We start from the raw sequence: 19,305 nt of genomic DNA on the forward strand, positions 1-19,305 counted from the left end.
AGGAGAAAGCCATGAGTGGCCCGCAAAAAGCCAACGACCTGTTGGGGCAAATCCCCAAGACCAAAGGCTTGCCACCGGTCCACCTGTGGAACCCCGACTTCTGCGGCGATATCGACATGCGCATCGCCCGCGACGGTACCTGGTATTACCTGGGCACGCCGATTGGCCGCAAACCCATGGTCAAACTGTTCTCGACCATTATCCGCCGCGATGGCGATGACTACTTCTTGATCACCCCGGTCGAGAAAGTCGGGATCAAGGTCGACGATGCGCCGTTCGTGGCGATTGCTGTCGATGTTGAAGGCGAGGGTGAGTCTCAAACCCTGCGCTTTACCACCAACGTCGATGAAACCGCCGAAGCGGGCGCCGAGCATCCGATTCGGGTGGTGATCGACCCGCAAACCCAAGAACCCGCGCCTTATGTACACATCCGCACCAACCTCGAAGCGCTGATTCATCGCAATGTGTTTTATCAATTGGTGGAACTGGCGGTGAGCCGTGAGATTGATGGGCAGCGCTGGTTGGGGGTGTGGAGCGGCGGTGAGTTCTTTCGCATCGGTCTCGAGCCCTAAGCCACACATTCAAATTGACAGCCAATCATATGATGATTAGCGTGGACAGCCATCGCGAACCGTTTTTTGCGGTTCCTGCCGTGAGGTGTCCATGTCCAGCAGTTTTCATGCGTCGACGGTCGACTGGCTCGGTGGCTGGATCGCCACCGGTCAGGTGAAGCCCGGTGAAACCCTTAAAGTCGAAGCCGACCTTGGCGAGCAATTGGGCGTAAGCCGCACCGTCATTCGTGAAGCCATCAAAACCCTGGTAGCCAAAGGCATGCTCGAAGTCGGGCCCAAGGTCGGGACGCGGGTGTTGCCGGTGCGCCGCTGGAACCTGTTCGACCCTCAGGTGGTTGGCTGGTTGTCACGCAGCGGCCTGCCGGAAAACTTTGTCGATGACTTGCTCGATCTACGCCGCACCATCGAACCGATGGCCGTGCGCTGGGCCTGCGAGCGGGCGACTGTCGAGCAGATACAAGCCGTGCTTCAGGCCTATAACGCCTTGGAGCGAGCTGTCGACAGCGGCATCGATTACAACCGCGCCGATCAGTTCTTCCACGAGTGCATTCTCGCCGCCAGCCACAATCAATTCATCGAGCAGATGGTTCCGGCCCTTGGCGCGTTGCTGGCTGTGTCTTTTGAAGTGTCTGCCGCCGACCCCGACGAATTGCGCCGCACACTGCCGATTCACAAAGACATGGCTGAGGCCATCGCCGCCCGCGACGCCGCGCGCGGTGTGTGGGCCTGCATGACCCTGATCGATAATGCCGACCTTGCGATCAAACGTTTTTACCCGCAGGTCATGGCCGACAAAAAAGCCAGCTGACAACAAAAATCCCCACCTGAAACAAAAACAATGCAGGAGGATTCATGGAGTGGACTGCGGTTACCCAACACCGGGCCTTGCTCGGCGAAGGCCCATTCTGGGATGCGCCGACCCAAGCGCTGTACTGGGTCGATATCGCCGGCAAACAGGCATTGCGACTGATCGGTGCCAATGTGCAAATCTGGCAAATGCCGGAGCACGTATCGGCGTTTATTCCATGTGACAGCGGCGATGCGTTGGTGACGTTGAGCAGTGGCGTGTATCGGCTGGACCTGGATTCTCCGGGCCTGGAGCCGAGGCTGAGCTTGTTTTGCGTGGCCGATCCACAGCCCGGCAATCGCCCCAACGAAGCTCGCTGCGATGCGCAGGGCCGGCTCTGGCTCGGGACCATGCAAAACAACATTGGCGAGCACGGTGAAGAGCTGCCGGTGGTGCGCCGCTCTGGCGGACTATTCCGGATCGATGGCGATGCACGGGTCACGCCGTTGCTTCGAGGTCTGGGCATTCCCAACACGCTGTTGTGGAGCGATGACGCGACTACGCTGTATTTCGCCGACAGCCTGGACGGCACGCTCTATCGGCATTTCATTCGAACCGATGGCAACCTCGAGCCGGCCCAGGTCTGGTTCGGTGCCCGTGATCGGGGCGGGCCCGATGGCTCGGCAATGGATGCGCAAGGCTACCTCTGGAATGCTCGCTGGGACGGCAGCTGCCTGCTCAGGCTGACGCCGAATGGCCAGGTTGATCGGGTGGTTGAACTGCCCGTCAGTCGCCCGACCAGTTGCGTATTCGGCGGTGAAGACCTGAAAACCCTCTACATCACCAGTGCAGCGAGTCCGCTTGAGCATCCATTGGACGGGGCCTTACTGGCGATAGACGTCGGCGTGAGCGGAAAGGCTTGTCGGCGTTTTGCAGGTTAAATCCCAAAATATGGGATGTAAAATTATATATTGAGATTATTTGCCGCTCGGGTTTATAGTCGGCTCCATCAGTTGCACGCACTCACACTTAAAAAAACAAAACAGGTGAAGAGATGCAGGAATTTTCCAAACAGTTTTCAGGCCGGACATCGACAGATGCCCGGTTTTTGTCGTGCCTGAAAAAAGGAGTTTCGGTTTATGGCTGAACCTCTTTCCCTGCCGCCAGTGCCCGAGCCGCCCAAGGGTGAGCGCCTGAAAGACAAGGTTGTGCTGTTGACCGGCGCGGCTCAGGGCATAGGCGAAGCCATGGTCGCGACATTTGCTTCGCAGCAGGCCCGGTTGATCATCAGTGATGTCCAGGCTGAAAAAGTCGAAAAAGTCGCGGCGCACTGGCGAGACAAGGGCTTTGACGTCCAGGCGATGAAGGCCGATGTGTCGCGCCAACAGGACTTGCACGCCATGGCCACACTGGCCATGCAGCGCCACGGCCGCATCGACGTGCTGGTCAATTGCGCCGGGGTCAACGTCTTCCGCGATCCGCTGCAAATGACCGAGGAAGACTGGCGCCGCTGCTTCGCCATCGACCTCGATGGCGCCTGGTTTGGTTGCAAAGCCGTGTTGCCGCAGATGATCGAACAAGGCATTGGCAGCATCATCAACATTGCCTCCACCCATTCAACGCACATTATCCCGGGCTGTTTCCCGTATCCGGTGGCCAAGCACGGCTTGTTGGGGCTGACGCGCGCGTTGGGCATCGAGTACGCGGCCAAGGGCATTCGGGTGAATGCCATCGCTCCGGGCTACATTGAAACGCAGTTGAACGTCGATTACTGGAACGGTTTTGACGACCCTCACGCCGAGCGTCAGCGCGCCTTGGATCTGCATCCGCCGCGCCGCATCGGGCAGCCGATGGAAGTGGCAATGACCGCTGTGTTCCTAGCCAGCGATGAAGCGCCGTTTATCAATGCCTCCTGCATCACCATCGATGGCGGGCGCTCGGTCATGTACCACGACTAATAATTTCGGTTTCGGGCGCGGAACTCCGTCTGAAAACCAATCATCATACGATATGACTATTTGCTTCATGGCTCGAACGCTGTACCGGTTTCTAACACTCTCAAAAAAATAACAAGGAGTCAGATTATGAATCGTCGTGGTGGGATCCGTTCCCTGTGCTGTGCCGCTCTCGCTTTCACCGCCGTCAGCCTCAGCGGTACGCTACTGGCCGCCGAGCCAGTGAAGATTGGATTTCTGGTCAAGCAAGCGGAAGAGCCGTGGTTTCAGACCGAATGGGCGTTCGCTGAAAAGGCTGGCAAAGACAAAGGCTTCACGGTCATCAAGATCGCCGTACCGGACGGTGAGAAAACCCTGTCTGCGATTGATAGCCTTGCCGCTAACGGCGCCAAAGGCTTTGTCATCTGCCCACCGGACGTTGGTCTCGGCCCGGCCATTGTCGCGAAAGCCAAGGCTAACGGCCTGAAGGTGATTGCTGTCGATGACCGCTTTGTCGACGCCAATGGCAAGTTCATGGAAGACGTGCCGTACCTCGGCATGGCGGCGTTCGAAGTCGGCCAGAAACAAGGCAGCGCCATGGCCACCGAAGCGAAAAAACGCGGTTGGGACTGGAAAGAAACCTACGCGGTGATCAACACCTTCAACGAACTCGACACCGGCAAAAAACGCACTGACGGTTCGGTCAAGGCGCTGGAAGACGCAGGCTTCCCGAAAGACCACATTCTTTACACCGCTCAGAAAACCCTCGACGTACCGGGCAGCATGGACGCCACCAACTCGGCGTTGGTGAAACTGCCGAGCGGCGCGAAAAACCTGATCATCGGCGGCATGAACGACAACACCGTGCTGGGCGGCGTGCGCGCCACCGAAAGCGCCGGGTTTGCCGCCACTAACGTGATCGGTATCGGCATCAACGGCACCGACGCCATCGGCGAACTGAAAAAGCCTGACAGCGGCTTCTTCGGCTCGATGCTGCCTAGCCCGCACATCGAGGGCTATAACACCGCGGTCATGATGTACGAGTGGGTGACCACCGGCAAAGAGCCGCCGAAATACACAGCCATGGATGAAGTGACCCTCATTACTCGGCAAAACTTCCAGGAGGAGCTGACAAAAATCGGTCTCTGGAACTGAGTGCCGGTTGATTTCAGTGGCGGCCCCGGCAACGGGGCTGCCTGATCTGTGTGATGAGGTGGTTTATGCACGCGCACGTACAAACACAGGAAAACAGCGTTGGCGGCAGCTTGCGCTTCAACGGTATCGGCAAAACGTTTCCCGGTGTGAAGGCGCTGGACGGGATCAGCTTCGAGGCGCATCCGGGGCAGGTTCATGCCTTGATGGGTGAGAACGGCGCCGGCAAATCGACGTTGTTGAAAATTCTCGGTGGTGCTTACACCCCCAGCAGTGGTGACCTGCAGATCGGCGAGCAAACGATGGTGTTCAAGTCGACTGCCGACAGCATCGCCAACCGCGTTGCGGTGATCCATCAAGAGTTGCACCTGGTGCCGGAAATGACCGTCGCCGAAAATCTGTTTCTCGGGCACTTGCCGGCACATTTTGGCCTGATCAACCGCAGCACTTTGCGGCAACAGGCATTGGCCTGCCTTAAAGGCCTGGCCGATGAAATCGACCCGCAACAGAAAGTCGGGCGCCTGTCCCTCGGCCAGCGGCAACTGGTGGAAATCGCCAAGGCGTTGTCGCGGGGCGCGCATGTGATTGCCTTCGACGAACCTACCAGCAGCCTTTCTTCGCGCGAGATCGATCGCCTGATGGCAATCATTGAGCGCCTGCGCGATGAAGGCAAAGTCGTGCTCTACGTGTCGCATCGCATGGAAGAAGTGTTCCGTATCTGCAATGCGGTGACGGTGTTCAAGGACGGCCGTTTCGTGCGGACCTTCGAGGACATGAGCCAATTGACCCACGACCAATTGGTCACGTGCATGGTCGGTCGCGACATTCAGGACATTTACGACTATCGCAGCCGCCAGCGCGGCGCGGTGGCGCTCAAGGTTGATGGCTTGCTGGGCCCGGGCCTGCGCGAGCCGGTGAGTTTCGAGGTGCACAAAGGCGAAATCCTCGGGTTGTTTGGCCTGGTAGGCGCGGGCAGAACCGAGCTGTTCCGGATGCTCAGCGGGCTGACACGCAACACGGCTGGACGCCTGGAACTGCGAGGCCATGAACTGAAACTGCGTTCACCACGCGATGCCATTGCTGCCGGCATTTTGCTGTGCCCCGAAGACCGCAAAAAGGAGGGCATCATGCCGCTGGCCAGTGTCGCCGAGAACATCAATATCAGTGCTCGCGGCGCGCATTCGACGTTTGGTTGCCTGTTGCGCGGTTTGTGGGAAAAGGGCAATGCTGACAAACAGATCAAAGCGCTGAAAGTGAAAACGCCCAACGCGTCGCAGAAAATCATGTACCTCTCGGGCGGCAATCAACAGAAGGCCATCCTCGGCCGCTGGCTGTCGATGCCAATGAAAGTCCTGCTGCTGGACGAGCCGACACGCGGCATCGATATCGGTGCGAAAGCCGAGATCTACCAGATTATTCATAACCTCGCCGAAAGCGGCATTGCGGTGATCGTCGTCTCCAGCGACTTGATGGAGGTGATGGGTATTTCCGACCGCATCCTGGTGCTCTGCGAAGGCGCGATGCGCGGTGAATTGTCTCGCGCCGAAGCCAATGAATCCAACCTGCTGCAACTGGCATTGCCGCGCCAACGCGCTGACGGCGTGGCGAACTGAGAGGTGACTATGACAATTCAAAACAACGCCCTGCCAACCCAACGCAAACCGCTGGACCTGCGGCGCTTTCTCGATGACTGGGTGATGTTGCTGGCGGCGATCGGGATCTTTGTGCTGTGCACGTTGCTGATCGACAACTTCCTGTCACCCCTCAACATGCGCGGCCTGGGCCTGGCGATTTCGACGACCGGGATTGCGGCGTGCACCATGTTGTATTGCCTGGCGTCCGGCCACTTCGACTTATCGGTGGGCTCGGTCATTGCCTGTGCCGGCGTTGTCGCGGCGGTGGTGATGCGCGACACCAACAGTGTGTTTCTCGGCGTGGTAGCGGCGCTGTTGATGGGGCTGATTGTCGGGCTGATCAACGGCATCGTGATCGCCAAGTTGCGGGTCAATGCGTTGATTACCACGCTGGCGACCATGCAGATCGTTCGTGGCCTGGCGTATATCTTCGCCAACGGCAAAGCGGTGGGCGTCTCGCAGGAGTCGTTCTTCATCTTCGGTAACGGCCAGTTGTTTGGTGTGCCGGTGCCGATTCTTATCACTGTCCTGTGCTTCCTGTTTTTCGGCTGGTTGTTGAACTACACCACCTACGGACGCAACACCATGGCCATCGGCGGTAACCAGGAAGCGGCGTTGCTGGCCGGGGTCAACGTTGACCGGACCAAGATCATCATCTTCGCCGTACACGGAGTGATTGGTGCGCTGGCCGGGGTGATCCTGGCGTCGCGCATGACCTCGGGCCAGCCGATGATCGGCCAGGGTTTTGAGCTGACAGTGATCTCGGCGTGCGTGCTGGGCGGGGTGTCGTTGAGCGGCGGGATTGGCATGATTCGGCACGTGATCGCCGGGGTGTTGATTCTGGCGATCATCGAAAATGCGATGAACCTGAAGAATATCGATACGTTTTACCAGTACGTGATTCGCGGTTCGATATTGCTGTTGGCCGTCGTCATCGACCGCTTGAAACAGCGCTAACCCCAAGCTTTTGTGGCGAGGGAGCTTGCTCCCGCTGGGCTGCGTAGCGGCCCCAAAGTCTCTACTTTGATCCAGGATTTTGCGAGTGCTGCGCACTCGAGCGGGAGCAAGCTCCCTCACCACAGTTGTACATCCTTCCGTCGCTTCCCCTAAATATCCCTTGCCCGTCCGCCCCCGTATCGGTTATCACTTTGTACATGATTAGACAGGTACGATTTGACAAGAAACAACGGGTGGTCGACGAACTCATCCGGCGCATCGAAAGCGGCCTCATGGAGGACGGATTCCTGTTGCCGGGCGAGCATCAACTGGCTCAGGAATTCAACGTCAGCCGAGGCACGTTGCGTGAAGCACTGGCTGAATTGAAACGGCGCAATTACATCGCAACGCAGGGCGGTGTCGGCTCTATCGTCACCTTCGACGGTGTGGTGCTGGATCAACGCAGCGGCTGGGCTCAGGCGTTGGCCGACAGTGGGGCGCTGATCAATACCGAAGTGCTGCGACTGGAGGCTATCGAGCGTCCGGATTTGCTGCCGCGTTTTGGCACTGACAAGTTCATTACCCTGGACCGCCGTCGCCGGGCGAACGACGGTACGTTGGTGTCTCTGGAGCGTTCGTTGATGCCCGCGACCGGTGGTCTGGAAAGCCTGCCGCGTGTGGGGCTGATCGACAACTCCCTGACCATTACCCTGGCCGCCTATGGCTACGTCGGGGAGCGCGGTGATCAGTGGATCGGTGCCGAGCCGTTGAGTGCCGAAGATGCAGAACTGCTCGGATGCCCGGTCGGCACGGTATTTCTTAAAGCCTTGCGCACCACGTACGACCGGCAAGGCCGGTTCATGGAACAGGTCGAAAGCTTGCTCGATCCTGTGCACTTTCGTCTGCACCTGCAATTTGGAACGTCAAAATGACTGCGCTCAACCGTGCCTTGGGCGCGTTCTATGGACTGGCCCTGGGCGATGCGCTGGGCATGCCGACCCAATCTCTCAGCCGCAGCCAGATCAAGGCGCGGTTTGGTGAAATCACTGACCTGGAAGATGCCGGCCCCGATCAACCCATCGCCGCCAACATGCCAAAAGGTTCGATCACCGACGACACCGAGCAGGCAATCCTGGTCGGGCAGTTGTTGGTCGAAAGCCACGGTCAAATTGAACCGGCGGTACTGGCCCAGCGTTTGATCGAGTGGGAAGCGATGATGCAGGCCAAGGGTTCGCAAGATTTGCTCGGGCCTTCAACAAAGCGTGCGATCGAAATGATTCTCGCCGGGCATTCACCAGAAGAGGCCGGGCGCTACGGCACGACTAATGGCGCGGCCATGCGCATTACTCCGGTCGGGATTTCAGCAGACGTCGCCGACCCGGAACGGTTCATCGGCGCCGTGGTGCAAGCCTGCCAGGTGACGCACAACACCACGCTGGGAATCTCCAGTGCCGCAGCGGTGGCAGCGGTGGTGTCGGCCGGCATCAACGGCATGGACCTGGGTGAGGCGTTGAACCTCGGCCAGCAGATGGCCCAACAAGCGGAAAAGCACGGGCACTGGGTGGCGGGCGGACGTATTGCCTCGCGTATTAGTTGGGCGCGGTCGATCAGTGTCGACAGCGACAAAGCGTTGCTCGCCGATTTGATGTACGACGTGATCGGCACCTCGGTGGCATCGCAGGAATCGGTGGTGGTCTCGTTTGCCTTGGCCCAGCAAGTGGCCATCGGCGAAATGAACGCCTTCGAAGCCGTGTGCATGGCCGCGAGTCTGGGCGGTGACACGGACACCATTGCGGCGATTCTCGGTGCCATGCTTGGGGCCTGCCTGGGCCTTGAGAGCTGGCCGGTGGCGATGATCGAACAAGTCAAAGCCGTTAACGGGTTGGCGCTGGAGCCATTGGTGACAGGGCTTCTAGCGTTGCGTTAACCGGGCTGGCCTCTTCGCGGGAAAGCCTCTGCCGCAGGGATTTGTGCCGTTCACGGAACCACTGTCTGAGCGAGCCTGCTCGCGATGGTGTTCCGACAATGGACGCGTCGCTTATTCGGATTTTTCACCCGCAACGGACCGCACACACACAAGGCCAGGGCTGGCGGGATGTTGTGTCGACTCGCAATTGCCCACAACCACAAAAATGGCAACAGGAGCATTTCACATGAGTTCATCGAACGCCGGGCAAAGCGCCGGGCAACTGGAAACCCGAGGCATCGAACCGGTGCCGGAAGCGGAGTGCAACGGACATCCGCTGCAACTGTTTTGGGTCTGGTTTGCCGCCAACATTTCGATCCTCGGCCTGCCGCTGGGCGCCACGCTGGTCGCGTTTCGCGGCTTGGCGATCTGGCAGGCAATCATCGTCGCTATCCTGGGGGCTGCGGGTTCGTTCGCGGTCGTGGGGATCATCTCCATCGCCGGGCGACGTGGCCGAGCGCCGAGTCTCACGCTGTCGCGAGCTATCTTTGGCGTACGCGGCAACATTGGTCCGACGCTGGTCTCGCTGATGTCGCGCCTGGGTTGGGAAACAGTCAACACCACCACGGCGGCGTTCGTGCTGCTGTCCCTGTGCTCGATCCTGTTCAACTCGCCGGTGCAAGCCAAGAGCGCTCCTGTGTTGACGCTGGTGTTCATCGCGATTTTCGTATTGCTGACGCTGTCAGTATCAGGCCTGGGCCACGCCACGTTGCTGGTCATCCAGAAGTGGGCGACCTACGTGTTCGGTGCGCTGAACCTGGTGGTGGGTGGTTTCCTCTGTGCCACCATCGATTGGAGTGCGGTATTCAACGCCACGCCAGCACCCTTGAGCGCCATGATCATCGGCGTCGGCACCATGGCTGCCGGCACCGGGATCGGTTGGGCCAACGCCGGTGCCGACATGTCGCGCTATCAACACCGCAGCGTCAAAGCTGTGCGTCTGGTGGCCTCGGCGGCGTTTGGCGCGGGTATTCCATTGGTGTTGCTGATCACCCTCGGCGGCTTGCTGTCGGTGGGTAACAACGACCTGGCCTCGGCCACTGACCCGATCATCGCCATCCGCGACATGTTGCCGACCTGGATGGCCGTGCCCTACCTGATCACCGCGTTCGGCGGGTTGCTGTTGTCGAACAACCTGTCGGTGTACTCGGCCGGGTTGACCACGTTGACCCTTGGCCTGAAGGTAAAACGCGTGTACGCGGTGGTGGTCGATATCGTCGCGATCTTCGCAGGCTCGATCTACTTCATGCTGATTGCCGACAGCTTCTATGGCCCGTTCATTACCTTCATTTCGTTGTTGGCGGTGCCGATCACGGCGTGGGTCGGGATTTTCATCGTCGACCTGATTCACCGTCATTACTACAGCCCCACAGACTTGCTGGATGTCAGCCCAAGCAGCGCTTACTGGTACCGCGGCGGCATTGAATGGCGCGCGTTTGGTGCGTGGGCGGTGGCGATTGTGCTGGGCTTCAGCTTCACCACGATCGGTACCACCGAAAAAACCGTCTGGTTTCGCGGATTCCTGTCTGATTCCTGGCTCGGTCACAACGGCCTCGGCTGGATCGTGACCTTCCTGGTAGCAGGTGGAATCTATTATGTGCTCGGTGGGGCGAGGGATCGTCGCGCCGCAATAACCGAGAATGCTCATGCCTAAGTTGTTGCACACCGGCCAGGTGATAATCGACCTGGTCATGGCCGTGGATAAATTGCCTGAATCGGGCGGCGATGTGCTGGCGCAATCCGCCAGTTTCGAAGCCGGCGGCGGCTTTAACGTGATGGCTGCAGCCCAGCGTAACGGCTTGCCGGTGGTCTACCTCGGCCGCCATGGCACCGGTCGCTTCGGTGATCTGGCGCGTGAAGCGATGCAGGCAGAAGGCATTCGGATCGGCATCGCGCACAAGGCCGAACGCGATACGGGGTTGTGCGTCGCCGTGACCGATGCCGGCGCCGAGCGCAGCTTCATTTCCTATATTGGTGCCGAAGGCGAGTTGACCGCCGAGGACCTGGCCAGTGTGTCGGCCGAGCCGGGCGACTACGTTTACGTCAGTGGCTACAGCCTGTTGCATGTCGGCAAGGCCCAAGCGCTGGTGACTTGGGTGCTGGGATTGCCGAACACCGTCAACGTGGTTTTCGATCCGGGACCGCTGGTGGATTCGCCGGGTGCGCCGTTGATGCAGGCGCTGTTGCCGCGCATCAACCTGTGGACCAGCAACAGCGTCGAGGCGCTGCGGTTTACCGGTGCTTCGGACATTGCCGGGGCGTTGACCCTGCTCGGCGAACATTTACCGTCTGATGTATTGATGGTGGTGCGCGATGGGCCGCAAGGGTGCTGGATCAATCAGCAGGGCGTCCGTCAGCATGTGCCGGGGTTCGAGGTTCAGGCTGTAGACAGCAATGGCGCGGGCGATGCGCATGCCGGGGTATTCGTGTCGGGCCTGGCGCAGGGCTTGCCAGCGCTGGAGGCTGCGCGACGGGCCAACGCGGCGGCGGCGCTCGCGGTCACGCGGTGGGGGCCGGCGACGTCGCCGGGGAGTGCAGAGGTGGATGCATTGATCAGCAAGACTTTCAGCGCCTGAACTGCTGCTATCGCGAGCAGGCTCACTCCCACCTTTACCCTGCGTCGTGTGCAGATCCGTGTGAGAGTGAGCCTTCAATCATGCGGTCAAGCGTCTAGCTTGCGTGCCGCTTCAACGCCGGCGGCACTGAGTTTTATCGGCAAATTGAGCGCGTGTTCGCCGGCCTCGTTACAGGTCACGTGGCCCTGCTGGATCAGCCCGCGATCCTGCAGGGTGGCGAGGGCGCTGGCGACAACCTTTTCTCCCCGGTAATTATCCAGAACCTCTTTGCCCAACCCACTCGGATGGGCGTGCAGCAGGCGGGTCAGGACTTCTTTCTCAAGGTTTTTATCGACGTTCATGGTTACCTCTTCATGGATGTGGATAGGTCTTGCTTGAAACGCATGCGCGAATTATTGGCTGGCACCGCCCTCGGAACCCGAACCACCGGTGGTGGTTTTCGAGCCCATGCCGCTGCCTGCGTTATCAGGTGTCCGGGTATCCGGCATGTTCATTCCACCTTGACGGCCCATGTCGTTGCCTTGGGTTCGCGGGTCGGTGCCGGTGGCTGGAGGCAAGCTGCTATCGATGCCCGCACCCTCGGTATTCATACCGGGTGCGCTTTGGATGGCAGGGGATTTTGGGCTTTCAACCGGGTTGGTCGGCCCGGTGCCCGAGGCGGTCGTGGCGGCAAACGCGGCGCTGGACATCAGCGCGGCAAAGGCGAGGGCGGTCAATTTGGACGTGTTCATGGGTTCTCTCCATTTATGTAGAGTCCTTACCCATTATTGGTCCGCCCCCGTTTTCGATTGGTGCCTGATGAACGACGAACGGTCTAGGCCCGCTGCGCTATTTTCGCGCTGATGCTGCGGCGCCAGAGCAAGCGGCCAACGGTGATCAACCAGTTCAGCAGTGCTATGCCCAGAACTGTTAGCAGAAGTGTCATCATCCCGTGCTCGACGATAATCTTCCCGGCCAGTAGCGGAAAACCAAAGACACCAATGAAATACGACAGGCTGAACAGCAGCAACGACTGCGATGTGGTGCCTTCCGGTGCTTCATTTGCCGCCAGGCCGTTGATCACTGAATACGTCAACCCGTAACCGATCCCCAGCATTACCGCGGCCAGAACGTAGGTAAAGCCGCTATCGACGACAAAACCGAACATCGCAATGGACGCCATCATCAGGCCTGACAAAAGGCAGGAGGCGCGCAGCGGATCACGCTTGACCACGTAGCCTGAAATCACCATCCGGCTGCTGATGGCGGCACCCATGAAGCCAAAGAAGAACAGTGAATAGTCGAGTGAGCGGGACGCCGCATAACTGGTTTGAAAACTCGACAAGCCGCCGAAAACACAGCCGCCCAGACCGACCATGATGATCGCGAACACCGCTTTGGATGACAGCACGTGTGTGGTTGCGCGCCAGGAAATGCGCGCGACGGCCGTGCTGTGCAGCGACGATTTTTTCAGTTGTGAACCCAGCCGCCAAAACAGTAAAACGCCAACCAGGCTGGCCAGCGCCGCCAGGTAAAACGCCACGGTCACCGGATAACCCAAGGCACTCGCCGCGCGACCCAGCAACGGCCCGCTGCCAATGCCGGTCATCATGCTGCCCGAGAGCAGCGCAAAGTATTTGGCGCGTTGTGCTGGCGCGACCAGGCTGGCAACGATGATCGGCCCCAGCGTATAGAAAACGCCCCAGCCCAATCCCAGCAGCAGCCCGAAAAACAACAACAGGTTGCCGAACCCGGGTGTCAGTGCGAAGCCCAGGCTTGCGACCACCAACAACACGCCGAACAAGGCAATCGAGCGTGCCGCGCCAAGCGCGTCGGACAAGTGCCCGGACACAATCACCGCCGCAAACGTACTGAGCATTGCCGCCGAAATCACGCTGCCGGCATCGTGTTCGTTACCGCCGCGTGAGCCGATCAACAGTGACAACAAAAATGTCGAGCCGTAGGACAGCGACAGCAGATAACTGGCGAGGCAGAACAGTGCGAACACTCTGCTTGATACTTGAGGCGTTGCGGTAGACATGAAACGGTTCCTTGACCCGATAAACAGCAGTCCCTCTATCTACCATGCACGGCGCGGACGTTAGGTGTGTGGTTGACGATTTCAGGGTTAGTGCACGCCGGAGTAATGCGCTTGTGTGGCGAGGGAGTTTGCTCCCGTTGGGCTGAGCCGCCGCGCCGGGTTCTCGGCTTTGGTCGAGAACGTTGCGCGTGCTGCGCACTCGAGCGCGAGCAAGCTCCCTCGCCACAAATCGTGCACCGAATTAGTATGGTGTTTTCCACTTTTGACAAGGCACGTCCATGACGATCGAAATCCGCCCGGCGACGCCCAGCGATGCACCGCAAATTCTCGCGTTCATTACTGAGCTGGCCGACTATGAACGTGCCCGCCACGAAGTCATCGCCAGCGTTGCCGACATCGAGCGCAGCCTATTCGGTGAGGGTGCCACGGCGCACGGTTTGATTTGCCTGCGCGAGGGTTTACCCATCGGTTTTGCGGTGTTCTTCTTCAGCTATTCCACCTGGCTTGGCAGCAACTGCCTGTACCTGGAAGACCTCTACATCACCCCTGAACAACGTGGCGGCGGCGCCGGCAAAACCCTGCTGCGCCATTTGGCAAAAATAGCCTGCGCCAATGATTGCGGGCGGTTCGAGTGGAGTGTCCTGGACTGGAACACATCGGCCATCGACTTCTATAAATCTCTGGGCGCGCAGCCTCAGGAAGAGTGGGTGCGGTATCGGATGGATGGGGCGGTGCTGCGGGGGTTTGCAGAGGGTAATTAATCAGAGGCTTCCCAATTGCCGCTGAGCATACCGTCGAGTGTTTGTCGGACCGTGATTTTGAAAACACCTGCCTTACCTTCATCAAACGCTGCTCTCCAGACTTCATAACCCTTGCTGAAGTCTGGAAGCGCGGTCGTGTGCCCGACGCGACGGGTAATGCTGCGTTCAACGGCTTCGGCCTGGAAGGGCAGATGAGGCAATTCATTAAATTCATTGCCTACCACTGGGTTGATCATCCTGATGCCGTCGACCCTGATGTGAACGACCTTGCCCAGTTTGGGATAGTTTTCGATTTTCAGAATGGTCAGGGTAGAAGCCTCTTCACCTGGCCGGGTTTTGTACGCCCAGGTATCGCCGATCTTCAACTTGTCCGATGCGCTGAACACAAAGTTGGACCAGAGGGCGGTACAGAGCAGCAGTGCTTTCAGAGCAGACTTCATTTTCTTCCTTGAAATGCCGGTTAAGGCGGACACCTGGTTAGTGAAGGCTCGGCATTTTAAAGCGTTGCCGGAAAAAATCTTGTCACAGTGGTAAATCCCATAATATGGGAGTGATATTTATATATTGAGATTTGTCCACGTCAGGGTTTATAGTCCAGCTCACTCACTGCCAATAACAATCAGGTGAAGCGATGCTGGCGCAACTGATCGCGCTCGATTGGGGGACAACCTCATTACGTGCTTACAAACTCGCCGCCGATGGCCAGGTGCTCGAACAGCGTTCGCTGTCGTCGGGGATCATGCAGTTGCCGAAAACGCCGCGGGTGATCGCAGGGCAAGAATGCGCCGACGGTTTTGAGTTGGCCTTCGATGAGGCCTGTGGCGACTGGCTCGATGCTCAGCCAGGCTTGCCGGTCATTGCCTGTGGCATGGTCGGCAGCGCCCAGGGCTGGCGCGAAGCGGTTTACCGCGATACGCCGGCGAATGTCGCTGATCTCGGCACGTCTCTACAAACCGTTCGCAGTCTTCGCGGGGTCGACGTGCACATCGTGCCGGGCGTGATCCAGCGCTCGAACTTGCCGAATGTGATGCGCGGCGAAGAAACCCAGGTCCTTGGCGTATTGCATAACTTGCCGGGCGCGGCGACCGGCGATGTGCTGATCGGTCTGCCGGGCAGCCATTCTAAATGGGTGGAGGTGGCCGACGGTTGCATCGTCCATTTCGATACCTTCATGACCGGTGAAATTTTCGCCGTCCTCAGCGAGCACAGCATTCTGGGGCGCACACAGCAACGCGGTGCTTGCTTCGATGGCCAAGCCTTCGACCGAGGCGTGCACGTGGCGCTGTCGGCGGACGGCGAGATCGGCCCGCTGTCGACGCTGTTCAGTGCGCGCAGCCTGGGCCTGACCGGTGAACTCAGTGGCACTGCCCAGCCGGATTATCTGTCCGGTTTGTTGATTGGCCACGAACTGGTGGCGCTGGCCACTGTTCAGCGACGCCGACGCAACAGCGTTCATTTACCGTCAATCATTCTTATTGGTAATTCCCAACTCTGTGCCCGTTACAGCAGGGCGCTCGACGCCTGTGGTTTTGCCCGCGTGACATTGGCCGAACAAGCCACCGAGCACGGCTTGTGGCAGTTGGCGATCGCCGCCGGACTGGTCACACAAATCCCATCCCGTTAAACCTGACTGGAGGTCTGACATGCTCAAGCAAGCATTGGCACAAAACGGTCTGATCGCGATTCTGCGTGGCCTGCGCCCTACAGAGGCGGCAGCCATCGGCGAAGTCCTGTATGCCGCAGGATTTCGCGTCATCGAGGTGCCGCTTAATTCCCCCGAGCCGTACGAAAGTATTCGCATCTTGCGCAGTACGTTGCCTGCCGATTGCCTGATCGGTGCGGGCACGGTGCTGACGCCGGAGCAGGTCGAGCAAGTCAAAGCGGCGGGCGGCCAGGTCATCGTCATGCCGCACAGCGACCCGACAGTGCTGCGCGCCGCCAAAGCCGCCGGGCTGTACCTGTCACCTGGCGTCGCCACGCCGACTGAAGCGTTTGCAGCACTGGCCGAAGGCGCGGACGTGTTGAAGATGTTCCCTGCCGAGCAAATGGGCCCGGCCGTTGTCAAGGCATGGCTCGCGGTGTTGCCTGCCGGGACCCTTCTGGCACCGGTCGGCGGAATTACCCCAGACAACATGCAGGTGTTTATCGATGCCGGCGTCAAAGGCTTCGGCCTGGGTTCCGGGCTGTTCAAACCGGGGATGACGCCTGACGACGTGGCGCGAAACGCCAAGGCCTATGTCGCTGCATGGAATGCACTGCGTTAAGACTTTTTGGGCGCTGCGAGCGCTGCATCTAACAAGAGAGACAATCAGATGAAAATCACCAAACTCACCACCTTCATCGTCCCGCCGCGCTGGTGCTTCCTCAAGATAGAAACCGATGAAGGCGTGACTGGTTGGGGCGAGCCCGTGGTCGAAGGCCGCGCCCACACCGTGGCGGCTGCCGTTGAAGAATTGTCCGACTACTTGATCGGCAAAGACCCACGCAACATCGAAGACATCTGGACCGTGCTCTATCGCGGCGGTTTCTACCGTGGCGGGGCAATCCATATGAGTGCGCTGGCCGGTATCGATCAGGCGCTTTGGGACATCAAGGGCAAGGCCTTGGGCGTGTCGGTCAGCGACCTGCTCGGTGGCCAGGTGCGCGACAAAATTCGCGTGTATTCCTGGATCGGTGGCGACCGGCCGGCAGACACCGCGCGTGCTGCGAAAGAAGCAGTGGAGCGTGGTTTCACTGCGGTGAAAATGAACGGCACCGAAGAACTTCAATTCCTCGATTCCTTTGAAAAGGTCGACCTCGCGTTGGCCAACGTCGCCGCCGTGCGAGACGCGGTTGGACCGAATGTCGGGATCGGCGTCGACTTCCATGGCCGGGTGCACAAACCCATGGCCAAAGTGCTGATGAAGGAACTCGACCCCTACAAACTGATGTTCATCGAAGAACCGGTGCTGAGTGAAAACTACGAAGCGCTGAAAGAGCTGGCACCGCTGACCAGCACCCCGATTGCTCTCGGTGAGCGGTTGTTCTCGCGGTGGGATTTCAAACGTGTGCTGAGCGAAGGCTACGTCGACATCATTCAGCCGGATGCGTCCCACGCGGGCGGTATCACCGAAACCCGCAAGATCGCCAACATGGCTGAAGCCTACGACGTGGCCCTCGCACTGCATTGCCCGCTCGGGCCGATTGCCCTTGCTGCGTGCCTGCAACTGGACGCGGTTTGCTACAACGCGTTTATCCAGGAGCAGAGCCTGGGCATTCACTACAACGAGAGCAATGACCTGCTTGATTATGTGAAGGATCCGCGGGTATTCGACTACGACAAAGGTTTCGTCAAGATCCCGAATGGCCCGGGCCTTGGCATTGAGATCAACGAAGAATACGTGATCGAGCGTGCAGCCGTCGGCCACCGCTGGCGCAACCCGATCTGGCGCCATGCCGATGGCAGTTTTGCCGAGTGGTGAGTGTTCTCTGACTCAACACACATACCTGTGGGAGCCAGCCTGCTGGCGATTTGGCCAGCACCTCCATTGGTGGAGACTGATACAGCGCAATCGCCAGCAGGCGGGCCCCCACAGTTGATCTCCAAGGACGGGAGATCTGCATCATTGCAAGTCTTGCAACGACCTCAATAAACATAATAAGAGGCACTCCCCATGCAACCGCAAACCCTTACCGGGCAGGCGTCGTTGGTGGCGCCAAGCCGCAAGCGCTTTTTCATCATGGTGCTGCTGTTCATCACCGTAGTGATCAACTACCTCGACCGCAGCAACCTGTCGATTGCCGCCCCCGCGCTCACCAGTGAACTGGGGATTGACCCGATTCACGTCGGGCTGATTTTCTCGGCGTTCGGCTGGACCTACGCCGCCATGCAAATTCCCGGTGGCTGGCTGGTGGACCGGGTACCGCCGCGCATTCTCTACAGCGTGGCCTTGCTGTTGTGGTCGATCGCGACGGTAATGCTCGGATTCGCTGCCAGTTTCATCGCACTGTTCGTGCTGCGCATGGCGGTGGGTGCATTGGAAGCGCCGGCTTATCCGATCAACAGCCGTGTGGTCACCACCTGGTTTCCCGAGCGTGAACGCGCCACGGCCATCGGTTTCTATACCTCCGGGCAGTTTGTTGGCCTGGCGTTCCTGACCCCGGTGCTTGCCTGGTTGCAGCATGAATTCGGCTGGCACATGGTGTTTGTCAGCACCGGTGTGGTGGGCATTATCTGGGCCGTCGTCTGGTACGCGGTGTATCGCGAACCCCGGGATTTCAAGGGCGCCAATGAAGCCGAAATCAACCTGATCCGCGAAGGTGGCGGTTTGGTGGATATCCAGGTCGAACAAGCCCGGGTCAAAGCGAAGTTCAGCTGGACCGACCTCGGTATTGTGCTGAGCAAGCGCAAACTCTGGGGCATTTACCTCGGCCAGTTTTGCCTTAACTCCACGCTGTGGTTTTTCCTGACATGGTTCCCGACCTACCTGGTGAAGTATCGCGGCATGGACTTCATCAAGTCTGGCCTGTTGGCGTCGCTGCCGTTTCTGGCGGCCTTCGTCGGCGTGCTCTGTTCCGGGTTCTTTTCCGACTTCCTGATCCGTCGCGGTTACACCGTGGGTTTCGCACGCAAGCTGCCGATCATTGGTGGCCTGCTGATTTCCACGTCGATCATCGGCGCCAATTTTGTCGAATCGACACCGCTGGTGATTGCGTTCCTTGCGTTGGCGTTTTTCGGCAATGGGCTGGCTTCGATCACCTGGTCGCTGGTGTCTACGCTGGCACCGGCTCGCTTGCTCGGGTTGACGGGCGGCGTGTTCAATTTCATCGGTAACCTGTCGGCGATCACCACGCCGATTGTCATCGGCTTCCTGGCAACGGGTGATTCTTTCGCTCCGGCAATCACCTACATCGCGGTGCTGGCATTGATCGGTGCGCTTTCCTACGTACTGCTGGTAGGTAAAGTCGAACGCATCAAGTTGTAGTCG

At 59.2% G+C, this 19,305-nt stretch carries 20 protein-coding genes; 16 read left to right on the forward strand and 4 right to left on the reverse strand.

Annotation, left to right across the window (positions count from 1 at the left end; genetic code table 11):
• Positions 1 to 11: 11 nt before the first annotated feature.
• The 11 genes from ACQR3R_RS29105 (at position 12) to ACQR3R_RS29155 (ending at position 11,557) form a co-directional block, all read left to right on the forward strand.
• Positions 12 to 572 carry a DUF1285 domain-containing protein gene (locus ACQR3R_RS29105; protein ID WP_428277926.1) on the forward strand — a complete coding sequence of 187 codons (561 nt, stop codon included), beginning with the start codon at positions 12 to 14 and terminating at the stop codon, positions 570 to 572.
• A 91-nt stretch (positions 573 to 663) separates the two neighbouring features.
• Positions 664 to 1,380, forward strand: a complete 717-nt coding sequence (locus tag ACQR3R_RS29110; protein WP_428277928.1) for an FCD domain-containing protein — start codon at positions 664 to 666, stop codon at positions 1,378 to 1,380.
• Between the two features lie 44 nt (positions 1,381 to 1,424).
• Positions 1,425 to 2,300, forward strand: coding sequence for an SMP-30/gluconolactonase/LRE family protein (locus tag ACQR3R_RS29115; protein ID WP_428277930.1), 876 nt, complete (start codon positions 1,425 to 1,427; stop codon positions 2,298 to 2,300).
• A gap of 198 nt (positions 2,301 to 2,498) precedes the next feature.
• The gene (locus ACQR3R_RS29120) at positions 2,499 to 3,317 is read left to right on the forward strand and encodes an SDR family oxidoreductase (RefSeq protein WP_428277932.1); all 819 of its coding nucleotides are present in this window, start codon (positions 2,499 to 2,501) and stop codon (positions 3,315 to 3,317) included.
• Positions 3,318 to 3,443: 126 nt separating this feature from the next.
• Positions 3,444 to 4,448 carry a substrate-binding domain-containing protein gene (locus tag ACQR3R_RS29125; RefSeq protein ID WP_428277934.1) on the forward strand — a complete coding sequence of 335 codons (1,005 nt, stop codon included), beginning with the start codon at positions 3,444 to 3,446 and terminating at the stop codon, positions 4,446 to 4,448.
• Between the two features lie 65 nt (positions 4,449 to 4,513).
• On the forward strand, positions 4,514 to 6,058 hold the full coding sequence (gene araG / locus ACQR3R_RS29130; protein WP_428277936.1) for an L-arabinose ABC transporter ATP-binding protein AraG: 1,545 nt from the start codon (positions 4,514 to 4,516) through the stop codon (positions 6,056 to 6,058).
• Between the two features lie 9 nt (positions 6,059 to 6,067).
• Complete coding sequence (gene araH / locus ACQR3R_RS29135) at positions 6,068 to 7,036, forward strand: L-arabinose ABC transporter permease AraH (protein WP_428277938.1); 969 nt, start codon at positions 6,068 to 6,070, stop codon at positions 7,034 to 7,036.
• A 233-nt stretch (positions 7,037 to 7,269) separates the two neighbouring features.
• Positions 7,270 to 7,947, forward strand: coding sequence for a GntR family transcriptional regulator (locus tag ACQR3R_RS29140; protein ID WP_428277940.1), 678 nt, complete (start codon positions 7,270 to 7,272; stop codon positions 7,945 to 7,947).
• On the forward strand, positions 7,944 to 8,942 hold the full coding sequence (locus tag ACQR3R_RS29145) for an ADP-ribosylglycohydrolase family protein (RefSeq protein ID WP_428277942.1): 999 nt from the start codon (positions 7,944 to 7,946) through the stop codon (positions 8,940 to 8,942). The genes ACQR3R_RS29140 and ACQR3R_RS29145 overlap by 4 nt, the downstream gene beginning before the upstream one ends.
• A 226-nt stretch (positions 8,943 to 9,168) precedes the next feature.
• A complete protein-coding gene (locus ACQR3R_RS29150) occupies positions 9,169 to 10,635 on the forward strand; it encodes a cytosine permease (protein ID WP_428277944.1) in 1,467 nt (488 codons plus the stop codon).
• Positions 10,628 to 11,557 carry a PfkB family carbohydrate kinase gene (locus tag ACQR3R_RS29155; RefSeq protein WP_428277946.1) on the forward strand — a complete coding sequence of 310 codons (930 nt, stop codon included), beginning with the start codon at positions 10,628 to 10,630 and terminating at the stop codon, positions 11,555 to 11,557. The genes ACQR3R_RS29150 and ACQR3R_RS29155 overlap by 8 nt, the downstream gene beginning before the upstream one ends.
• Before the next feature lie 86 nt (positions 11,558 to 11,643).
• Here ACQR3R_RS29155 and ACQR3R_RS29160 read toward each other — a convergent pair whose 3' ends face one another.
• The 3 genes from ACQR3R_RS29160 to ACQR3R_RS29170 form a co-directional block, all read right to left on the reverse strand.
• Positions 11,644 to 11,898 carry a hypothetical protein gene (locus ACQR3R_RS29160; RefSeq protein ID WP_428277948.1) on the reverse strand — a complete coding sequence of 85 codons (255 nt, stop codon included), beginning with the start codon at positions 11,896 to 11,898 and terminating at the stop codon, positions 11,644 to 11,646.
• 51 nt (positions 11,899 to 11,949) lie between these two features.
• Positions 11,950 to 12,288: a hypothetical protein gene (locus tag ACQR3R_RS29165; RefSeq protein ID WP_428277950.1), complete on the reverse strand. Its 339-nt coding sequence runs from the start codon at positions 12,286 to 12,288 to the stop codon at positions 11,950 to 11,952.
• A gap of 83 nt (positions 12,289 to 12,371) precedes the next feature.
• Positions 12,372 to 13,577 carry an MFS transporter gene (locus ACQR3R_RS29170; protein ID WP_428277952.1) on the reverse strand — a complete coding sequence of 402 codons (1,206 nt, stop codon included), beginning with the start codon at positions 13,575 to 13,577 and terminating at the stop codon, positions 12,372 to 12,374.
• A gap of 278 nt (positions 13,578 to 13,855) precedes the next feature.
• On the opposite strand from ACQR3R_RS29170, the gene ACQR3R_RS29175 reads away from it, so the two are divergent.
• Complete coding sequence (locus ACQR3R_RS29175) at positions 13,856 to 14,338, forward strand: GNAT family N-acetyltransferase (RefSeq protein ID WP_428277954.1); 483 nt, start codon at positions 13,856 to 13,858, stop codon at positions 14,336 to 14,338.
• Here ACQR3R_RS29175 and ACQR3R_RS29180 read toward each other — a convergent pair.
• On the reverse strand, positions 14,335 to 14,778 hold the full coding sequence (locus ACQR3R_RS29180; RefSeq protein WP_428277956.1) for a hypothetical protein: 444 nt from the start codon (positions 14,776 to 14,778) through the stop codon (positions 14,335 to 14,337). The two genes, ACQR3R_RS29175 and ACQR3R_RS29180, sit on opposite strands and share 4 nt — an antisense overlap.
• Before the next feature lie 191 nt (positions 14,779 to 14,969).
• Here ACQR3R_RS29180 and ACQR3R_RS29185 point away from each other — a divergent pair, with 191 nt between their 5' ends.
• The 4 genes from ACQR3R_RS29185 to ACQR3R_RS29200 all read left to right on the forward strand — a co-directional run bounded on the left by ACQR3R_RS29185 (position 14,970) and on the right by ACQR3R_RS29200 (position 19,302).
• Positions 14,970 to 15,962, forward strand: a complete 993-nt coding sequence (locus tag ACQR3R_RS29185) for a 2-dehydro-3-deoxygalactonokinase (RefSeq protein ID WP_428277958.1) — start codon at positions 14,970 to 14,972, stop codon at positions 15,960 to 15,962.
• Positions 15,963 to 15,981: 19 nt separating this feature from the next.
• Positions 15,982 to 16,602 (forward strand): 2-dehydro-3-deoxy-6-phosphogalactonate aldolase, encoded by a 621-nt coding sequence (locus tag ACQR3R_RS29190; protein ID WP_428277960.1) that lies wholly within the window; start codon positions 15,982 to 15,984, stop codon positions 16,600 to 16,602.
• 48 nt (positions 16,603 to 16,650) lie between these two features.
• Positions 16,651 to 17,799: a galactonate dehydratase gene (dgoD, locus tag ACQR3R_RS29195; RefSeq protein ID WP_090186690.1), complete on the forward strand. Its 1,149-nt coding sequence runs from the start codon at positions 16,651 to 16,653 to the stop codon at positions 17,797 to 17,799.
• A gap of 192 nt (positions 17,800 to 17,991) precedes the next feature.
• Positions 17,992 to 19,302 (forward strand): D-galactonate transporter, encoded by a 1,311-nt coding sequence (locus tag ACQR3R_RS29200; RefSeq protein ID WP_428277962.1) that lies wholly within the window; start codon positions 17,992 to 17,994, stop codon positions 19,300 to 19,302.
• Positions 19,303 to 19,305 lie beyond the last annotated feature (3 nt).

The organism is Gordonia sp. IEGM753 (genome assembly GCF_050321825.1).
Lineage (GTDB): Bacteria > Pseudomonadota > Gammaproteobacteria > Pseudomonadales > Pseudomonadaceae > Aquipseudomonas.

Bases quoted from the DNA above. Each gene is read 5' to 3' on its own strand.
- ACQR3R_RS29105 (WP_428277926.1), top strand. From the start codon at position 12: ATGAGTGGCCCGCAAAAAGCCAACGACCTGTTGGGGCAAATCCCCAAG.
- ACQR3R_RS29110 (WP_428277928.1), top strand. From the start codon at position 664: ATGTCCAGCAGTTTTCATGCGTCGACGGTCGACTGGCTCGGTGGCTGG.
- ACQR3R_RS29115 (WP_428277930.1), top strand. From the start codon at position 1,425: ATGGAGTGGACTGCGGTTACCCAACACCGGGCCTTGCTCGGCGAAGGC.
- ACQR3R_RS29120 (WP_428277932.1), top strand. From the start codon at position 2,499: ATGGCTGAACCTCTTTCCCTGCCGCCAGTGCCCGAGCCGCCCAAGGGT.
- ACQR3R_RS29125 (WP_428277934.1), top strand. From the start codon at position 3,444: ATGAATCGTCGTGGTGGGATCCGTTCCCTGTGCTGTGCCGCTCTCGCT.
- araG (WP_428277936.1), top strand. From the start codon at position 4,514: ATGCACGCGCACGTACAAACACAGGAAAACAGCGTTGGCGGCAGCTTG.
- araH (WP_428277938.1), top strand. From the start codon at position 6,068: ATGACAATTCAAAACAACGCCCTGCCAACCCAACGCAAACCGCTGGAC.
- ACQR3R_RS29145 (WP_428277942.1), top strand. From the start codon at position 7,944: ATGACTGCGCTCAACCGTGCCTTGGGCGCGTTCTATGGACTGGCCCTG.
- ACQR3R_RS29150 (WP_428277944.1), top strand. From the start codon at position 9,169: ATGAGTTCATCGAACGCCGGGCAAAGCGCCGGGCAACTGGAAACCCGA.
- ACQR3R_RS29155 (WP_428277946.1), top strand. From the start codon at position 10,628: ATGCCTAAGTTGTTGCACACCGGCCAGGTGATAATCGACCTGGTCATG.
- ACQR3R_RS29160 (WP_428277948.1), bottom strand. From the start codon at position 11,898: ATGAACGTCGATAAAAACCTTGAGAAAGAAGTCCTGACCCGCCTGCTG.
- ACQR3R_RS29165 (WP_428277950.1), bottom strand. From the start codon at position 12,288: ATGAACACGTCCAAATTGACCGCCCTCGCCTTTGCCGCGCTGATGTCC.
- ACQR3R_RS29170 (WP_428277952.1), bottom strand. From the start codon at position 13,577: ATGTCTACCGCAACGCCTCAAGTATCAAGCAGAGTGTTCGCACTGTTC.
- ACQR3R_RS29175 (WP_428277954.1), top strand. From the start codon at position 13,856: ATGACGATCGAAATCCGCCCGGCGACGCCCAGCGATGCACCGCAAATT.
- ACQR3R_RS29180 (WP_428277956.1), bottom strand. From the start codon at position 14,778: ATGAAGTCTGCTCTGAAAGCACTGCTGCTCTGTACCGCCCTCTGGTCC.
- ACQR3R_RS29185 (WP_428277958.1), top strand. From the start codon at position 14,970: ATGCTGGCGCAACTGATCGCGCTCGATTGGGGGACAACCTCATTACGT.
- ACQR3R_RS29190 (WP_428277960.1), top strand. From the start codon at position 15,982: ATGCTCAAGCAAGCATTGGCACAAAACGGTCTGATCGCGATTCTGCGT.
- dgoD (WP_090186690.1), top strand. From the start codon at position 16,651: ATGAAAATCACCAAACTCACCACCTTCATCGTCCCGCCGCGCTGGTGC.
- ACQR3R_RS29200 (WP_428277962.1), top strand. From the start codon at position 17,992: ATGCAACCGCAAACCCTTACCGGGCAGGCGTCGTTGGTGGCGCCAAGC.